The organism is Brevundimonas sp. MEB006b (assembly GCF_030209705.1).
Lineage (GTDB): Bacteria > Pseudomonadota > Alphaproteobacteria > Caulobacterales > Caulobacteraceae > Brevundimonas.
Map to the genome: position 1 here is coordinate 222289 of NZ_JARVRL010000006.1, position 16580 is coordinate 238868.

Here is a 16580-nt window from a genome sequence, read left to right on the forward strand (position 1 = left end):
CGCCCTCGGATCAATGTGGGCCGGGGTTTTTCCGCCCTCGCCTCAGGTCGAAAGCGGCACGTTTTTACAGCGCCGCACGATCATCGGCTGGATGATCGGCGCCGCGCAGACCAGGCTGGCCTGACGCGGATCGGGCCGGTTGAAGGCCCACGGCCGCCCGTGGTGATCGCTGACCCTCGCGCCGGCTTCGGTCGCGATCAGCCAGCCCGCAGCGACGTCCCAATCCCATTTCGGCGTCAGGGCCAGGGCGGCGTCAAAGGCGCCGGCGGCGACCAGCGCCATCCGATAGGCCAGGGCGTTGCGTTTCTCGAACCGCATCGACGGCCAGGGTTCTTCGTCGAAATAGGGCGCTTCGATCAGTCGCGCATCGCCCAGGATCGAGGCGTCCTCCAGCGTATCGACATCCGAGGCGTGGATGGGTTTGCCGTTACGTCGCGCCCCGCCGCCGCGCGTCGCCACATAGGTCTCGTCCACCTCGGGCGCATGGATGACGGCGGCGACGACCTCGCCGTCCTCGACCACGGCGATGGGCACGCACCACCACGGCGTCCGCTTCATATAGGCGACGGTGCCGTCGATGGGATCGACCACGAAGATGCGGCGTTTCGACAGACGCTCGGCCGTGTCCGCCGTCTCTTCCGACAGCCAGCCATAGTCGGGCCGCGCCGACAGCAGCCTGTCCTTCAGCATGGCGTCGACCTTCAGGTCGCCGCTGGTGACGGGCGAACCGCCGACCTTGGCCTCGATCTTCAGCCCCGCCTCACGCTCAGCGATGGCCAGCGCCCCGGCGTCGATGGCCGCCTGGCGGATCAGGTCGAGGTCGGCGTGCAAGTCGATCATTTGCCCGCGATGGCCACCGCATCGAACATCAGGCTGGGCACGTTGAACCCGCCCCGGAACTCCAGATCCGAACCGCGCTGGATGCGTAGATAGAGGTCGGTCAGCTTTCCCGCGACTGTGACCTCGCTGACCGGATAGGCGATCACGCCGTTCTCGAACCAGAAGCCCGACACCCCGGCGGACCAGTCGCCTGTATTGCCGTTCAGCGACGGGCCGAACATCGACGTCACCAACAGGCCGGTGTCGGCATCCGCCATCAGGGCCGCCAGATCCCGCTCGCCCGGCTCCATATGCAGATTGTGGGTCGAGACGCCGGATGGCCCGGCCAAACCCCGCGATGCATGGCCGGTGGTTTCCAGGCCCAGTTGTCGGGCCGATGCGCTGTTCAGCAACCAGGTGGTCAGGACGCCGTCGTTGAACAGGGCGCGCTTCTGAACCGCCACGCCTTCGTCGTCGAACGGGGTCGATCCCATGCCGCGCGGGCGGAACGGATCGTCGATCAAGGTGACGCCCTCGGCGAAGACGCGCTGCCCCATGCGGTCCTTCAGGAACGAGGTGCCGCGCGCGATCGAGGGGCCGGAAATGGCGCCGATGGCCGGCGACACGATCTGGCCCGCCATCCGGTTGTCGAAGATCACGGGCGCGGTGGTCGAGGCGATCTTGCGCGGCCCCACGCGAGCCACGGCGCGCTCGCCGGCGGTGCGGCCGATCAGGTCGGCGCCCGGCAGGTCGGACAGGTGGCGGGTCGAACGGCTCTCGCCGCCGCGCTCCATCGCCCCATCCTTTTCGGCGATGACGCCGACGCCCAGCGAGAAGGCCGAACCCTCATAGGCGCCGTCGAACCCGTGAGAGGTCACCAGTCGCCAGCGGCTGGACGACCAGCCGGCGTGTCCGCCTTCGGATCGCGCCACGCCCGGGACCGCCAGGGCCGCCGCCTCGGCCTCGGCCGAGACCTGTTCCAGAGTTTGGGCGCTGCGTTCGCTGGGATCGAACAGGTCCAGATCGACGAACGGCCGGCGCGCCAGCCGATCTTCGGGCGCGAAACCGGCGTGGGGGTCTTCCGGCGCCAACCGCGCCATGGCCACGGCCCGCTCGACCAGCCGCGCCTGGGTCGCGGGCGAAAGGTCCGAGGCCGAAACGGACGCCTGCCGTTGGCCTACGAACACGCGCAGGCCCAGGTCGCGCGATTCCTCGCGTTCGACGTCTTCCAGCTTGCCGTTACGCACCCCGACCGACAGGGATCGGCGATCAGCGCTGACCGCCTCTGCGGCGTCGGCGCCGGCCTTCAGCGCGGCCTTGACGATGTCGTTGAGAAGATCGGTGGAAACGGGCGCAGCCAGGGTTTCAGTCATGCCCCGATATGGCGGACGCCCCGCTGCACCGCAACCGCGTCAGACGACGGCGAAGGCGATCAGGCCCACAGCCGCCGTCAGCAGCGCCACCCAGGTCAGCAGCATGCCGACGACGCGACCCAGCGACGGCCCGGTCTGCAGCAAAAGGCCCACGGCATGGGCGACACGACCGACGAACAGCGTCGCGCCGACCCCATGGACCATCCAGGCCGGTGCTCCGACGGCGGCCAGCAGCAGCATCGCGATCATGCCCGGCGTCGCATATTCCACCAGATTTCCGAAGGCCCGGCTGGCGGCCATCAGATCCGCGTTTCCGCCGTCGCCGAACGACACCATGTGTTTGCGGCGCCCGCTGACCACGACGCCCGACAGCACCAGCATCATCAGGATCAGCAGGCCGCTCCACAGGGCGGCGGCCTGGACGGCGTACATCAGCGGGGTGGTCATCGATCAGTCCTCGCGCCCGACGGGATAGAGCAGATAGTGGTCGTCATAGAAGGGCGTGCGTTCGTAGAACCAGGCCAGGCGCGCCTGCGGATCGGCGGCGAACGTCGCATCGGCCGCCAGCCTGGCTTCGAACTCGGCCTTCAGCGCGGGGTCCGCCGCCATCATCTTGTCCGCTAGCGGCGCGATGGCGTAGGCCTCGATATATTCGACCCGGCTCATGACCTCTGGGAACATGCCCCAGGCGAAGAAGCTCTCGCTGGATTGCGGCTCCAGCAGCAGCACGACGATGTCGCCCAGCGGCTGATCGGTCGGCACCCGCACCGACCCGACGGGATACGTCCAGTCGCGCTTCTCCACCTCGACCGTCTTCACTGAGGCCTGGACGTGACCCTCGTTGGCCCGCGTCGCCAGCTTGGGTTCGACCAGGCGCAGCATCGACAGGTTGACGGTGCGCGCAGCCTCGACCGTCTCCATTTCGATCCCGTGCGTCTTCAGCCGCTCGATGATGTCGGTGCGATAGCCCGGCACCCAATAGGCGGTCGGTCGCGTCAGGGTCAGCGTCGGCTTGGAGCCATAGAAGGGCATCTCCCACAGATCGGGATCGGGCCGGCCCAGCCAGCGGATTTCCTTCCGACCCGAGGCGGGACTGTCATACGTCTCGTACAGCATGCCCTTGAAGGGCCGGGTGGACGACGGCGTCTCGTCGGCCTCGAAGTTGGCGGGGATCTGCGCCGGGCGCAGCGCCTTGTCCTGCTCGGTCGCGGCCCTCAGACCCGCGCCCTGATCGGCCAGCAGACGCATCGCCTCCTCGATGAAGACATAGGTGCCCAGCACCCGCTGTTCGTGCGGTTTCAGGCTGTGGTTTTCGATCAGGATGGTCGGCACATGGGCGGCCGAGCCCCAGCCGTTGGAAAACCGCTCGCCCAGACCGCCGTCCGACAGGCCCTTCTTGGGTTCATCGTCGTCGATGCCGAACACCAGTTCGCCAGGGATGTGACCCTCGCGTTCCAGCGCGGCGTTCATCGCCGGCTTGAAGATCGAATCCAGCCAGGCCGAGCCGTTCGGCGAGCGGCTGAAGGTCCCGTCCTCGCCGTTGAAGCCGTAGGTGACATCGTACTGGTAATCCATGCCGTCGGTGACGTGGACGTCCACATACAGGTCCGGCCGGTATTTCAGGATCAGGCCCCGCACCGCGCGCATCTCGGGCTGGTCCAGCTTCAGATAGTCGCGGTTCAGGTTCTGGTTGGTCGCCGTATTGCGCCAGCCCTGGATGCGCGGGCCCCGCTGGTTGGGGCGGGAATAGGGGCCGGAACGCTCATGGCCGTCCACGCTCAGGATCGGGATCAGGATCAGGTTGACCCGGTCCAGCAGGGCGTCTTTCCCATAGAAGGCGATGTCGCGCAGCAGCATCATGCCCGCGTCCTTGCCGTCGATCTCGCCGGGGTGGATGCCGGCCTGGATCATCAGGACGGGCTTGGCCGGATCGAAGGCGGCCCCATCCTTGGACGCGATCACCGCATAGATGGGTCGGCCCTCGGGCGAGACGCCGAACTGCTCAATGCGGATCAGATCGCTGGCGGCGTCCAGACGATCAAACCAGGCGCGGGTGTCGACATAGTTGGGGCTGAAGTCATGGCCCGGATCGGCCTCGAACGCCGTGACCCAGGGATCAGACGCATCGCGCAGCAGCGCCTTGGACGCACCGTCCCAGGCGGGGGCGGGCGGCAAGAAGGCCTGATCCCAAGGTGCGGTGTTGGGAAGCGTCTGGGACATGGCGGGGCTCACGCTACAGGCAAGGGCGGCGACCAGCGCCGAAACCAGAAGAGGGGACTGCATGGCCTTTCGTGAGCCGATTGCGCCGCCCTGACAAGGTTTCAACCGCCGCCGCCCAGGACGGGCGCCCAGCCGCCGGCCTTGAGCAACAGCGTCGCCGCGTTGCCCATCTGCCAGAGACTGTACAGCAGCACGACGACCAGGGCGCCGACCGCAACCCGGCGCGATGGCGCAAACGCCGCCGTCGCCGTGCCGATCACGAAGATGGCGACCCCGACCCATAAACGCACCGAGCCGGCGATCTGGGCGAAGCCGGGATTGAGCTGGGCCAGGATGATCACGATCACCGCGACGATCAGATTGGCCGCCAGGATGCAGCTGAACACCAGTCGCCGATGCGACCAGAAATGCGCGTCCAGATCGATCTTTTGGTCGCTGCCCTCGGCCGAAACGCGGGGGAAGGTCACGCTGGCGGCGACGTAGAAGGTCGCGGCGATGGCCAGCGAAATCAGCAGCACGAAGGTGTTGAACGGCGCGCCGCGGAAGATGACCCAGGCCTGGTTCCAGAAGGTGGCGATGTCGATCGTCACGAACAAGGCCAGCATCGGCGTCAGCCAGCCGAACCGGATCCGCTGCTTCTCATGCAGCACCCGCGCGAACCCGCCGACCAGCTCGGCCACCGACAGGCCCAGCAGCAGGCCGTAAAAGCTGAAGAAGAACTCGAATGCGCTCACATCGCCCCCCGGCGTGACCAAAAGCCAAGCTTATTTCCAGATCGGCGTTCCGTCACCCGGCAGGCCGAGACGATCCCACAGGTCGTTGACCCGTTCGACGACCGCCTCGTCCATGCGAATTTCCTCGCCCCATTCGCGCTTGGTCTCGGGCGGCCATTTGTCGGTGGCGTCCAGGCCGATCTTGGAGCCCAGGCCGCTCTCGGGGCTGGCGAAGTCCAGATAGTCGATGGGCGTCGACTCGATCACGGTGATGTCGCGCGCCGGGTCCATCTTGGTCGAGATGGCCCACATGACGTCCTTCCAGTCGCGGGCGTCGATGTCGTCGTCCACGACGATGACCCATTTGGTGTACATGAACTGGCGTAGATAGCTCCAGACGCCCAGCATCACCCGCTTGGCGTGGCCCGGATAGGCCTTCTTCATCGACACCACGGCGATGCGGTAACTGCACCCCTCGGGCGGCAGCCAGAAGTCCGTGATCTCGGGGAACTGCTGGCGCAGCAGGGGAATGAAGACCTCGTTCAGCGCCTCGCCCAGCACGCTCGGTTCGTCCGGCGGCCGCCCTGTGAAGGTGGTCAGATAGATGGGGTCGCGGCGCATGGTGATGGCGCTGACCTTGAAGACCGGGAACTTCTCGACCGAGTTGTAATAGCCGGTGTGGTCGCCGTACGGGCCCTCGTCCTCGAACTCGTCCAGCAGGACGTGGCCCTCCAGCACGATTTCGGCCTGGGCCGGCACCATCAGCGGCACGGTCTTGCACGGGACCAACTCGGCCTTGGCGCCCCGCATCAGGCCCGCGAACTGATATTCCGACAGGGTGTCCGGCACTGGCGTCACCGCCGCCAGGATCGTGCCAGGATCGGCGCCCAGCACCACGGCGCAGGGCAGGGGCTCCTTGGGCCGGGCCTTCTTGTGCCGGGCGTAGTGTTGCGCCCCGCCCCGGTGGGCGAGCCAACGCATGATGGCCTTGTCCTTGCCGAGCACCTGCATCCGGTAAATGCCCAGGTTGAAGTCGTCCTCGCGGTCGTCCGACGGCCCCTTGGTCACGACCAGGCCCCAGGTGATCAGGGGCGCCGGTTCGCCGGGCCAGCACGACTGGACGGGCAGGGCGGTCAGGTCGATCTGATCGCCTTTCAGCACCACCTCCTGCACCGGCGCCTTCTTCACCGTCTTGGGCCGCATCGACAGGACGGTCTGCATCAGCGGCAGCATCTCCATCGCGTCGCCCAGCCCGCGCGGCAGCGTCGGGTTTCTCAGGAAGGCCAGCAGTTCGCCGACCTCGCGCAGTTCGCCCGCCGTGGTTCGGTCCTTGCCCTCCAGCGTCACCCCCATGGCGACCCGTTTCACCGTGCCGAACAGATTGGCCAGGCAGGGGATGGGACTGATCGTGCCGTCCGGCATCACCGATTTTTCGAACAGCACCGCCGGTCCGCCGTTCCTCAGCAGCCGGGTCTGAATCTCGGTCATCTCCAGCACGGTGGAGACGGGTTCGGACACCCGCACCAGCTCGCCCTGAGCTTCCAGCTGGTCGATGAAGTCACGCAGGGATTTGTAGGCCATGCCGCGACGCTTAGGCGGGAGTGGCCCCTCTGTCACGCGTCGCGCGACCGAACAGCCGATCCAGCCCGACGAGGCCGAGCCCGACGATCAGGAAAAACACCAGCAGCACGCCGAAGATCACCACGACCCGGACCAGTCCCAGCTGATCCACATTGACGAACCCATAGGGCCACCAGCGCGTCGCCAGGCCGTGGATCAGCGTCCACCCGCCATAGATCAAGGGAAAGGCCAGCCATTTCGCCGGGTCGATCCAGCGCAAACGGCCCTTTGGCGTGAACCACACCCAGTCCAGCACGAGGGCGGCGGGCATGACGTAGTGCAGCACCAGATTGACCACCAATGACCAGCCTGTCGGGTTCCAGTAGGGATGCAGCAGGAAGTGGTACACCACCCCGACCACAACGATGTACATGGCGACGGCGGCCCTGACGCCTTCGCTGGCGGACCAGCGGGCCAGCCGGGATCCTTCACCCAGCAGCGGCCCGGTAAAGGCCAGGGCGACCAAGATGTTGGTCAGGATGGTGAAGAAGCTGAAGTAGTTGATCGTCCGTTCCAGCACGGTCCAGCCCTGGGCCGGCGCGATCATCAGCAGATACTGAAGCGCCAGCGCGGTCCAGCCCACGACGGCGAACGTCGCACGCCACAGCCTGGGCTGGTCCCGCTTGCGAAACACCGGCGCCTCCCTTGTCGGTCAGGCGGCAGTCTTGTCCCATTCGAACGCCGGGTCCAGCCAGTCGCCCAGTCGCTCGCCCCGGTCCAGCGCATCCATCCGCTGCATCTCTTCGTCCGTCAGGGCGAAGTCGAAGATGTCGAAGTTCTCGCGCGCGCGGCTCTCTTTGGTCGTGCGCGGGATGGCGATAATCCCGTGCTGGATCAGCCAGCGCAGGGTGATCTGGCCGTTGGTCTTGCCATGCGCCTTGGCCAGCTCGCTGATCGTGGCGTCGTCAGCGATTTTGCCCTGCGCCAGCGGCGACCAGGCGGTGATCGACGACCCCAGCTCGGCCGCCGTCGCCACCAGCTGATCGACGCCCAGATAGGGGTGATGTTCGACCTGATCGGTCAGCAGCCGCGCCTTGGATAGGCCCTGCGCCTGGCGGAATTCCTTGGAGGGGAAGTTGGACAGGCCGATCGACTTGGTCAGGCCCTGCTCCTTGGCCACGTTCAGGGCGCCCAGCGTTTCTTCGAACGTCGGCGTCGTCTTGGGCCAGTGCAGCAGCAGCAGGTCGGGCGTCGTGCCCAGGCTGTCGGCCGATTCCCTGGCCTGTTTCAGCAGGGCGTCGTGGGTGAAATGTTCGACCCAGATCTTGGTGGTCAGGAAGATGTTCTCGCGCGCCACGCCGGAGTCCCGGATGCCTTCCCCGACAGCCTTCTCGTTCTTGTAGATCCAGGCCGTATCGATGTGACGGTATCCGATCCGCAGGGCCTCGGCGACCATGCGCCGCGCATCGTCCGGCTCCAGCTGCCAGGTGCCGAAACCGAGCAGGGGGATTTCGATACCGTCGACGGTGATCGTGGGTTGGTCGCCATAGGCCATGGGGCGCTCCTTGGGCTGGGTCCGCTTGAGGGGCGTAGTTAGGCGCCCGACCCCGCTCCGATAAGGTCTGGATGCGCCTTGGACAGCTTTTTCGGCGCGATCCGACGCCATCGTTTCTCAAGCGCCGCCCTAAGCCAGACGGGATCGACGCTGGCGATGCGCGCCAGGACGATGGGATGGTCGCGATAGTGGTCGGTGAAATGAAAGGTCGCCGGGTCCATTTCGATCAGCAGTTCGCGCTCATCCCGATTGTCCAGATGCACCACGATGCTGTCGTCCAGCGCCGGGCGCATCCAGGTGAAGAACTTGCCCGCCACCTTGAACGACGGCTCGCCATAGGACACGCCGTCCTCCACGCCGGGAAACGAGAGCAGAAGGGCGCGGAGGTCGTCGTGGGTCATCGCTCGGTCAACCTCAGGCCACTTCAATAAGCCAGCGCGATCCCGTCCTTGCGCATCTCGGTCGCCGCGCCATAGGTCCAGCGTCCGCCGGGGTTCATCTGTCTCATGACGTTCTGATAGCCGCCGAAGCCGCCGTCGGGTTCGCCCAGCGTCCATCCCATCGCGCGCAGCTGGGCCTTGGTCGTCTCGGGCACGCCGCTTTCCAGATGCAGCACGCCGGTTCCTTCCTGCGGCTGGCCCGTCGGTTCGGACGAGCCATAGTGTTGCCAGCGCGGGGCGTCGCCCGCCGCCTGGGGCTCCAGCCCGTAATCGACCATGTTGATGATGATCTGGGCCTGGCCCTGGGGCTGCATGGCGCCGCCCATGACGCCGAACGCCATCCACGGCTCGCCGTCCTTGACCGCAAAGCCGGGAATGATCGTCTGGAACGGACGCTTGCCGGGCGCATAGATGTTGGGGTGGCCGTCGCTCAGGGCAAACAGCTCGCCCCGGTCCTGGAACATGAAGCCCAGCGGTTCGGAGCCGTTGTCGGGCGCCAAGCCCGAGCCCATGCCGCGATAGTTGGACTGAATCCAGCTGACCATCATCCCGTCCGCGTCGGCGACGCTGAAATAGGTGGTGTCGCCGTGGTGCGGCGCATCGCCCGGCATGACGCGGTCCATGACCCGATCGGGCCGGATCAGTTTGGCCCGCTCGGCCGCATAGGCCTTTGAGTTCAGCCATTCGACCGGCGTTTTGGAGAATCGGTCGTCGGCGAACCAGCGCGCCCGGTCCTCGAACGCCAGCCGCTTGGCCTCGGCCTGAACGTGCAGCGAGGCGGCGGACTGGAAGCCCATGGATTTCAGGTCGAACTGTTCGCAGATGTTCAGGATCTGGTTGGTGCTAAGCCCCTGGGTGTTCGGACCCAGGCCGAACACGTCCACGCCGCGATAGTTGGTTCGGATCGGCTCGACCCATTCGGTATGATGGGCGGCCAGATCGGCGCGGGTCATCCAGCCGCCGATCCGCTTGAAATAGGCCTCGATCTGATCGGCGATGGGACCGTTGTAGAAGGCGTCGCGCCCGCCCTCTGCGATCATCCGCAGAGTCTTGCCCAGATAGGGGTTGGCGAAGATCTCGCCTACCTTCGGCGTCGCGCCGCTGGCGGCCCAGACGCGCTTTCGGTTTTCGTTTTCCTCGATCGGGATCTGGCCCCGATCAAACGAAGCCATGTTGCGTTCCAGATAGTAGGCGATGACCTGGGGCACGGGCACGCCCTGTTCGCACAGTTCGGCGACGGGCAGCAGCACCTCTTTCCACGGCAGTTTCCCATAGCGCTGATGCGCGCTCCACCAGGCGTCCACCGTGCCCGGCACATTGACCGTCACCGCGCCATAGCGGGGCAGATAGCCGTCGATGGCCTTGGATCGCGCGATCTCCAGGCTGAGGCCCCGCGGACTGGCGCCCGATCCATTCAGCCCGACGACCTTCTTCTGTTTCGGGTCCCAGAGCATGCAATAGGCGTCGCCGCCGATGCCGTTGGCCACCGGTTCAAGAAAACCCAGGGCCGCATTGATGGCGATGGCCGCATCGATGGCCGATCCGCCGCGCCGCAAGGTGTCGATGCCGATCAGACTGGCCGCCGGGTGCGCCGTGGCCGCCGCTCCGTTCGCGCCCCAAACGGTCGAGCGCCCCATGAACTTCGGTCCCGAGATCCGGTCGCCTATGCCGACGCCGGCATAGGGGTCGGCCGGGCGAGCCGGCGCTGGGGCCGCCTCGGTCGGCTTGGCAGCGGGAGAAGCCTGCCGGGCCTGGGCTGCGGTCGCCGCCAGCGCGCCGGCGGGCAGGGCGGACAGGAAAGTGCGACGACGCATGGGCGGACTCCTCGAATAACCGATGCGGCATCAAGGGTGCAGTCGATCGATCCGGCAAGCCTTGCGGCAAAGAAAAAGGCCGCGTCCCTTTCGGAACGCGGCCCAAATCCTAGAAGGACGAAGGTCCTATTCGATGTCTTCGTTCAGCAGGCCGACCTTGAAGAAGCCGTTCTCTTGCATCTTGTTCATGACTTCCATGAACTGCGAATATTTCACTTCGGGCTGGGCGCGGACGAAGACGCGCTCTTCCTGGCAGGCGCCGCCGCCCAGGGCGGTGCAGACGTCGGTAGCCAGGTTGTCGATCGAGGTTTGCTTGTCCGACAGGAACAGCTGACCGTTTTCCTGGATGGTGATGTACACCGGCTCCTTCTCTTCGGTCGGATTGGTGGGCGGCTGTGCGGGCGGCAGGTCCAGACGGATCGAGACGGTCGCCATAGGCGCGGCGACCATGAAAATGATCATGAGCACCAGCAGAATGTCGATGAACGGCGTGATGTTGATATCCGCCGTCTGTTCGATCGTGTGCTTGTCCCCACCGGAACCGCCGATCTTCGCAGCCATGCTCGTCTCCGTTACTCGCCGGCTGCGTTCCGCGCCGACATTTCCCTATGGATCGCCCGAAGGCTTGATCGGTTCTTGGCGTCCCGATGCGGGCTTGTAAAGCGGTTCTAAACGATCTGCCGTTCGCGAACGTCAATTATACACGACAGAGGGACGACGGTTCGGCCTTCAGGCCTTGGCCAGCTTCAAAAAACGGTCCGCCAGGGCAGGATCGTCCTTGAAGGCGCCGGTGAAGCGGGTCGTAATGGTCGAAACGTGCCGATGATGCACGCCGCGCGTGGTCATGCACTGATGCTCTGCGTCGACCAGCACCGCCACGCCGCGCGGTTGCAGGTGCGATTCGATGGCGTCGATGATGTCGTTGGTCAGGGTTTCCTGGTTCTGCAGGCGTCGCGCATAGATCTCGACCACCCGCGCCAGCTTGGAGATGCCGACCACCTTCTCGCCGGGCAGATAGGCGACGTAGGCCTTGCCCAGGAACGGGGCCAGGTGGTGCTCGCAGTGGCTCTCGACTTCGATGTCGCGCAGGATGACCATATCGTCATAGCCGGTCACATCCTCGAAGGTGCGGCTCAGCTCCTTGCCCGCATCGGCGTCATAGCCGTCGAACCATTCGCCATAGGCGTCGACCACCCGCTTGGGCGTGTCGATCAGGCCGGGACGGTTCGGATTGTCGCCAGCCCAGGCGATCAGGGTCCGCACGGCCTCCAGCGCCTGTTCGCGCGACGGGCGCGCAACTTCAGCGGACTTGGGGGTATCGTCGCTGACGAGGACGGGCTTGGCGGGGGTGACGCTCATGAACTCGATTTCCGGCCGGGGCGGGCGGGTCGCCCGGTTTACCTTCTACAATCCGTCGGGACTGTATATCAGGCCGCTATATGGGACAGACCGTCCGTCCCGCAAGAAAACCCGCTGAAGACTGATCCATGCCGCTGCACATCCACGACACCCTGCGCCGTGAAAAGCGCCTGTTCGAGCCTCGGAACAAGGATCGTGTGACCCTCTATGTCTGCGGCCCCACGGTGTATGACTACGCCCATATCGGCAATGCGCGCCCGCCGGTGGTGTTCGATGTCCTGGTGCGTCTGCTGCGCCGGACCTATGGCTCGGACCATGTGATCTACGCCCGCAACGTCACCGACGTGGACGACAAGATCAATCAGAAGGCCGCGCGCGAAGGCGTGGCGATCGGAGAGGTCACGGCCCGCTATGAGGCCGCCTACCTCGCCGACATGGGCCTGCTGAATGTCTCGCCGCCCGATATCGCGCCCCACGTCACCGACTACATCCCGGCCATCGTCGATCAGATCCAGGCCATCGTCGACGGCGGCTGCGCCTATGCGGCCGAAGGCCACGTGCTGTTCGATGTCTCGTCCTACAAGGCCTACGGCGCCCTGTCGGGTCGGAACCTGGACGACATGATCGCCGGCGCCCGCGTCGAGGTCGCGCCCTATAAGAAGAACCCGCACGACTTCGTCCTGTGGAAGCCGTCCAAGGCGGACGAGCCGTCCTGGCCGTCGCCGTGGGGCGAGGGGCGCCCCGGCTGGCACATCGAATGCTCGGCCATGATCGAAAAGACCCTGGGCCTGCCCATCGACATTCACGGCGGCGGCATCGACCTGGTCTTCCCCCACCATGAGAACGAGATCGCGCAAGGCGTCTGCGCCCATGGCCACGCCCATGGCGACAACGCCCACGACGAATATGCCCGCTACTGGATGCACAACGGCTTTCTGACCGTGGACGCCGAGAAGATGTCCAAGTCGATCGGCAACGTCCTGCTGCTGCACGACCTGGTCCAAGCCATGCCGGGCGAGGTCGTCCGCTGGGCCCTGCTCAGCGCCCACTACCGCCAGCCGCTGGACTGGAACCAGGGGTTGTTGGATCAGAGCCGCAAGAACCTGGACCGGCTGTATGGCGTCCTGCGCGACGCCGATGCGGCCCTGGGCGACTTCAACGAGGCCACGCTGGACGAGGCTGAGAGGGAGCTGGCCGAGAACGAACTGGATCCTGTGCTGGACACGCTTGAAGACGATCTCAATACGCCGGGCGCGATCGCCCAGCTGTTCGGGCTGGGGAACGCCCTGCGCGAGCTGCTGAACGATGCCGAGGCCGATATCAACGATGTCGCCATGGCCCGCTGGAGCCTGAAAGAAGCGGCCGGTCTGCTCGGCGTCCTGGCGCTGACGCCGGACGCCTGGTTCGAGGGCGGCGATCCCGCGCTGAAGGCCGAGGTCGAGGCCCTGCTGGACCAACGCGCCAGCGCCCGGGCCGCAAAGGACTGGCCCGAGGCCGACCGCATCCGCGACCGCCTGAACGCCCTGAACGTCGTCGTCATGGACGGCCCCGACGGCGCCACCTGGCGCGTGAAGGGGTAAAACCAACGTTTCCTCCCCGCTTGGCGGGGAGGGGGACCGCGAAGCGGTGGAGGGGTTTCCTCTTTCGTCATCCTCCGGCGCGAAGCGACCGAGGGACCCAGCGGCGCGCGTGAGCGCGAACCTGTCGCGGATTCGCTGATTACCGTGGGGCGGCCGCATCGCCTTCGGCGCGGCTGGGTCCCCCGGTCTTCGCCGCGAAGGCGCGGCTTGCCGGAGGATGACGAAAGTAAGAGCTGTCGGCCCCAGCCATCGCAATGCCGCTGGTTCATTCCCTGCGACTTCAAACGCTTGCCGATTTATGTCCCGCTTCTCCCATCCACGGGGTCAAACGGCCGCATAATAGCCCCGTCTCGTCGCATGGAGGGCTCGCCTGGCCTGCGACCTTGCGGCGGCGAGAGCGGATGGAACGGGAGCGGGTCTGAAACGGCCCGCGCCGACATCGACTCATGGAGCGGTGTCGGAGGGTCGAGGGGGATACTCGATCGCACTCGGGATGGTCCTCGCAGGGACCGCCGACCCGTCGCAGGCTTATGGGGTTAGGCGATAAGACCGCCACCGCTCGGCGCCCCGAGCTTGCAGGCCAACCCCCCGCGCGGAGCGTCATACCCTTCGTCGAAACGGTAATCTCTAATCACACTCCGGGCGAAGGCCCGGCGCTCCGCCCAGCCCTCCATCCCCTCCGCCCGTGAAAGGCAGGAGCGTCGAACCATGCCCGAATTTACAGCCTCAGTTCGTCCGGCGGATCAGTTCGTCCGCCAGCGCCGGCGTCAGATAGCCGTCGGCGATCCGGTTGTTGGCGATTTGCCAGCGACGCAGGGCCGCGCGGGTGTTGGTGCCGATCACGCCGTCGACGCCCTGGGTGTCGTAACCCAGCTGCGTCAGGGCGCGCTGCGCCCCGATACGCTGATCGCGCGTCATCGACGGATCGTTGGGCCAGGTCTTTGTCAGCCCCGGCTTGCCCATGATCCCGTCCGCCGTCAGGCCGATGGCCAGGGCGTAGGACACCGAGTTGTTGTAGCGGCGGATCACATAGTGGTTCGGCAGGGCCAGGAAGGCCGGACCGTTCGCCCCCTGGGGCAGCAGGATGGTCGCCTCTTCCAGGGCCTCGGCCCCGTTCGGTGTGCCGCCTTGCGCCAGGCGCACGCCCTTGGCCGCCCAATAGGCCCAGTTGTGCTTCGGGCCTTCCGCCTCGGCATAGTCGAAGCCGGAGGGCAGGGTGACTTCATAGCCCCAGCCCTGACCGCGCTTCCACCCGGCCTGGGCCAGCAGGTTGGCAGCGGACGCCAGGGCGTCGGCGTCGTCGCGCCAGATATCGACCTTGCCGTCGCCGTCCTGGTCCACGCCCAGGCGCAGATAGTTGTCGGGCATGAACTGGGTCTGGCCCATGGCCCCGGCCCAGCTGCCCTTCAGGCCGGCGCGCTCGCGCCGGCCGTCCACGACGATGTCCAGCGCGTCCTTCAGCTGGCCCTCGGCCCAATCGCGTCTGCGACCGTCATAGGCCAGGGTCGCCAGCGAGCGGATCACGTCATAGTCGCCCTGCACCTGACCGAAAGCGCTCTCCTGGGCCCAGACGCCGACCAGGATTTCGCTGGGCACGCCGAATCGTTGAACCACCGACCACGGCACCCGGTCGATGCGCTGTTTGGCCTGGGCGATTCGCACCGGGGTCACTGCATTCTGAACATAGGCGCCGGCGGGTTTGGAGAATTCAGGCTGGTTGCGATCCAGGCGGATCACCGTTGGATCGGGCGTCAGACCCTCCAGTTCCCGGGCGTAGTCCGCGCGGCGGGCGCCGCCCTTGCGCGCCAGAAATCCCTGTTTCCAGCCCTCGAAACCCTGCTGGTCATAGGCGGCCAACGGCGGCGTCTGGGGGGCGGGGGCCGGCGTCGTGACCGGCGCGCCCGCCTGGGGCTGAGGCTGGGGCGTCGGCAGATTCACCTGCGGCTCGGGCAGCATGGGCGCGCATGCCGAGACGCAGCCGATCAGGAGAAGGCGATAGGAAAAGCGCATGAGATTCAAACTAAAGCCCCCGGGGTCAGACACGAAATGACATCCGCGCGAACGGCCATTTCGACGCCCTAAAGCGCGCACCGCGCGAATGCGTTGCCTCGCCGTTCCCCGCTCGGATGTAAGGCGCGCTGTTAACCACCTTTGTATTGGACGCCTTATACGTGTGTGTCGTAATGACGCACCAGCTCTGACGGCCTGATGGCGGAGCGGCGACGCGGCGGGCGTGCAACCCCGTAAACCCTCCGTTCGACTCGGAGGTCAGGCCTCCATAGTTTTTTGTCGTGCTATCGCGCTTTGCGCGACTTGGGCACGAGAGGCCGGTGCGGCCTTCGGGCAGACAGAGACTGGGTTTTCTGCGGTTTCGGCCTTTGGCGGCTTGACCTTCCGAACCCCTCTCTCTATACGACCGCCTCCGCCGCGATCCGACCGGGTCAGCGGCTTTCTTATTGGTTTCTTTCAGGACGTCCGACCATGAAGGTCCGTAGCTCGCTCAAGTCGCTGAAGACCCGCCACCGCGACTGCAAGGTCGTGCGTCGCAAGGGCGTCGTCTTCGTCATCAACAAGACCGACCCGCGCTTCAAGGCGAAGCAGGGCTAAGCAGCGTTCGCTGCGCGCCGCTTCGGCGGCGTGCGCACGGTGGATCGCGCTCAAGCAGCCCGAAGGGCGATAGCGCGCTTGAAAGATGACGATCCACAGGCTGCGGATTTCTGTCCGCGGCCTTTTTCGTGTTCGCGGTTGTCGCGCGCCTGTCCGCATGGTTAGCGTCCGCGCCTGATTTCTGGAGTATTCCCTATGGCTGACGACGCCTCGTTCGACGGTGGTTCCGATGTTCTCACCGCCACGGCTCAGGGCCGCCTTCGCACCATCATCGAGCGCCTGGAACGCCTCGAAGAGGACAAGCAGGCCGTCATGACCGACATGAAAGAGGTCTTCGCCGAGGCCAAGGGCGAGGGCTACGACGTCAAGATCCTGCGCAAGGTCATCCGCATCAGAAAGCAGGACAAGGCCAAGCGTCAGGAAGAGGACGCCATCCTGGACCTCTACCTGTCGGCCCTCGGCGAGATCTGAGGCTGACCCGGCTTGAAGCGCACCCCCTTCAAGCCAGGAGGCGGGCTGTCGCGATCAGGCGGCTTGAAG

The 16580-nt window shown here is 66.0% G+C and carries 16 protein-coding genes; 3 read left to right on the forward strand and 13 right to left on the reverse strand.

Going from position 1 to position 16580, the window contains the following annotated elements; genetic code table 11:
- Window positions 1-42 precede the first annotated feature (42 nt).
- The 12 genes from QRN13_RS10790 to folE form a co-directional block, all read right to left on the reverse strand.
- Entirely contained in the window at window positions 43-840 is a 798-nt protein-coding gene (locus tag QRN13_RS10790; protein WP_284877915.1) for a 3'(2'),5'-bisphosphate nucleotidase CysQ, read from the reverse strand.
- Window positions 837-2192: a TldD/PmbA family protein gene (locus QRN13_RS10795; RefSeq protein WP_284877916.1), complete on the reverse strand. Its 1356-nt coding sequence runs from the start codon at window positions 2190-2192 to the stop codon at window positions 837-839. Before QRN13_RS10795 ends, QRN13_RS10790 begins: the two co-directional genes overlap by 4 nt.
- 39 nt (window positions 2193-2231) lie before the next feature.
- The gene (locus QRN13_RS10800) at window positions 2232-2639 is read right to left on the reverse strand and encodes an MAPEG family protein (RefSeq protein ID WP_284877917.1); all 408 of its coding nucleotides are present in this window, start codon (window positions 2637-2639) and stop codon (window positions 2232-2234) included.
- 3 nt (window positions 2640-2642) lie between these two features.
- Entirely contained in the window at window positions 2643-4412 is a 1770-nt protein-coding gene (locus QRN13_RS10805) for a M14 family metallopeptidase (protein WP_284877918.1), read from the reverse strand.
- 101 nt (window positions 4413-4513) lie between these two features.
- A complete protein-coding gene (locus tag QRN13_RS10810) occupies window positions 4514-5146 on the reverse strand; it encodes a hypothetical protein (protein ID WP_284877919.1) in 633 nt (210 codons plus the stop codon).
- A 30-nt stretch (window positions 5147-5176) separates the two neighbouring features.
- Window positions 5177-6706: a UbiD family decarboxylase gene (locus QRN13_RS10815; protein WP_284877920.1), complete on the reverse strand. Its 1530-nt coding sequence runs from the start codon at window positions 6704-6706 to the stop codon at window positions 5177-5179.
- Window positions 6707-6716: 10 nt separating this feature from the next.
- Window positions 6717-7379, reverse strand: coding sequence for a Pr6Pr family membrane protein (locus QRN13_RS10820; RefSeq protein WP_284877921.1), 663 nt, complete (start codon window positions 7377-7379; stop codon window positions 6717-6719).
- 18 nt (window positions 7380-7397) lie between these two features.
- The gene (locus tag QRN13_RS10825; RefSeq protein ID WP_284877922.1) at window positions 7398-8240 is read right to left on the reverse strand and encodes an aldo/keto reductase; all 843 of its coding nucleotides are present in this window, start codon (window positions 8238-8240) and stop codon (window positions 7398-7400) included.
- Window positions 8241-8278: 38 nt separating this feature from the next.
- On the reverse strand, window positions 8279-8641 hold the full coding sequence (locus tag QRN13_RS10830) for an MmcQ/YjbR family DNA-binding protein (RefSeq protein WP_284877923.1): 363 nt from the start codon (window positions 8639-8641) through the stop codon (window positions 8279-8281).
- A 23-nt stretch (window positions 8642-8664) separates the two neighbouring features.
- Window positions 8665-10494, reverse strand: a complete 1830-nt coding sequence (locus tag QRN13_RS10835) for a gamma-glutamyltransferase family protein (RefSeq protein ID WP_284877924.1) — start codon at window positions 10492-10494, stop codon at window positions 8665-8667.
- 126 nt (window positions 10495-10620) lie between these two features.
- Window positions 10621-11055, reverse strand: a complete 435-nt coding sequence (locus QRN13_RS10840) for a biopolymer transporter ExbD (RefSeq protein WP_055753310.1) — start codon at window positions 11053-11055, stop codon at window positions 10621-10623.
- A 168-nt stretch (window positions 11056-11223) separates the two neighbouring features.
- Window positions 11224-11853, reverse strand: coding sequence for a GTP cyclohydrolase I FolE (gene folE, locus QRN13_RS10845; RefSeq protein WP_284877925.1), 630 nt, complete (start codon window positions 11851-11853; stop codon window positions 11224-11226).
- Window positions 11854-11981: 128 nt separating this feature from the next.
- On the opposite strand from folE, the gene cysS reads away from it, so the two are divergent.
- A complete protein-coding gene (cysS, locus tag QRN13_RS10850) occupies window positions 11982-13433 on the forward strand; it encodes a cysteine--tRNA ligase (protein WP_284877926.1) in 1452 nt (483 codons plus the stop codon).
- Between the two features lie 726 nt (window positions 13434-14159).
- Here cysS and QRN13_RS10855 read toward each other — a convergent pair.
- A complete protein-coding gene (locus QRN13_RS10855; RefSeq protein WP_284877927.1) occupies window positions 14160-15443 on the reverse strand; it encodes a lytic murein transglycosylase in 1284 nt (427 codons plus the stop codon).
- 471 nt (window positions 15444-15914) lie between these two features.
- Here QRN13_RS10855 and ykgO point away from each other — a divergent pair, with 471 nt between their 5' ends.
- The gene (gene ykgO / locus QRN13_RS10860; protein ID WP_008263184.1) at window positions 15915-16040 is read left to right on the forward strand and encodes a type B 50S ribosomal protein L36; all 126 of its coding nucleotides are present in this window, start codon (window positions 15915-15917) and stop codon (window positions 16038-16040) included.
- A 195-nt stretch (window positions 16041-16235) separates the two neighbouring features.
- Window positions 16236-16511 carry a nucleoid-associated protein GapR gene (gene gapR / locus QRN13_RS10865; RefSeq protein WP_017505946.1) on the forward strand — a complete coding sequence of 92 codons (276 nt, stop codon included), beginning with the start codon at window positions 16236-16238 and terminating at the stop codon, window positions 16509-16511.
- Window positions 16512-16580 lie beyond the last annotated feature (69 nt).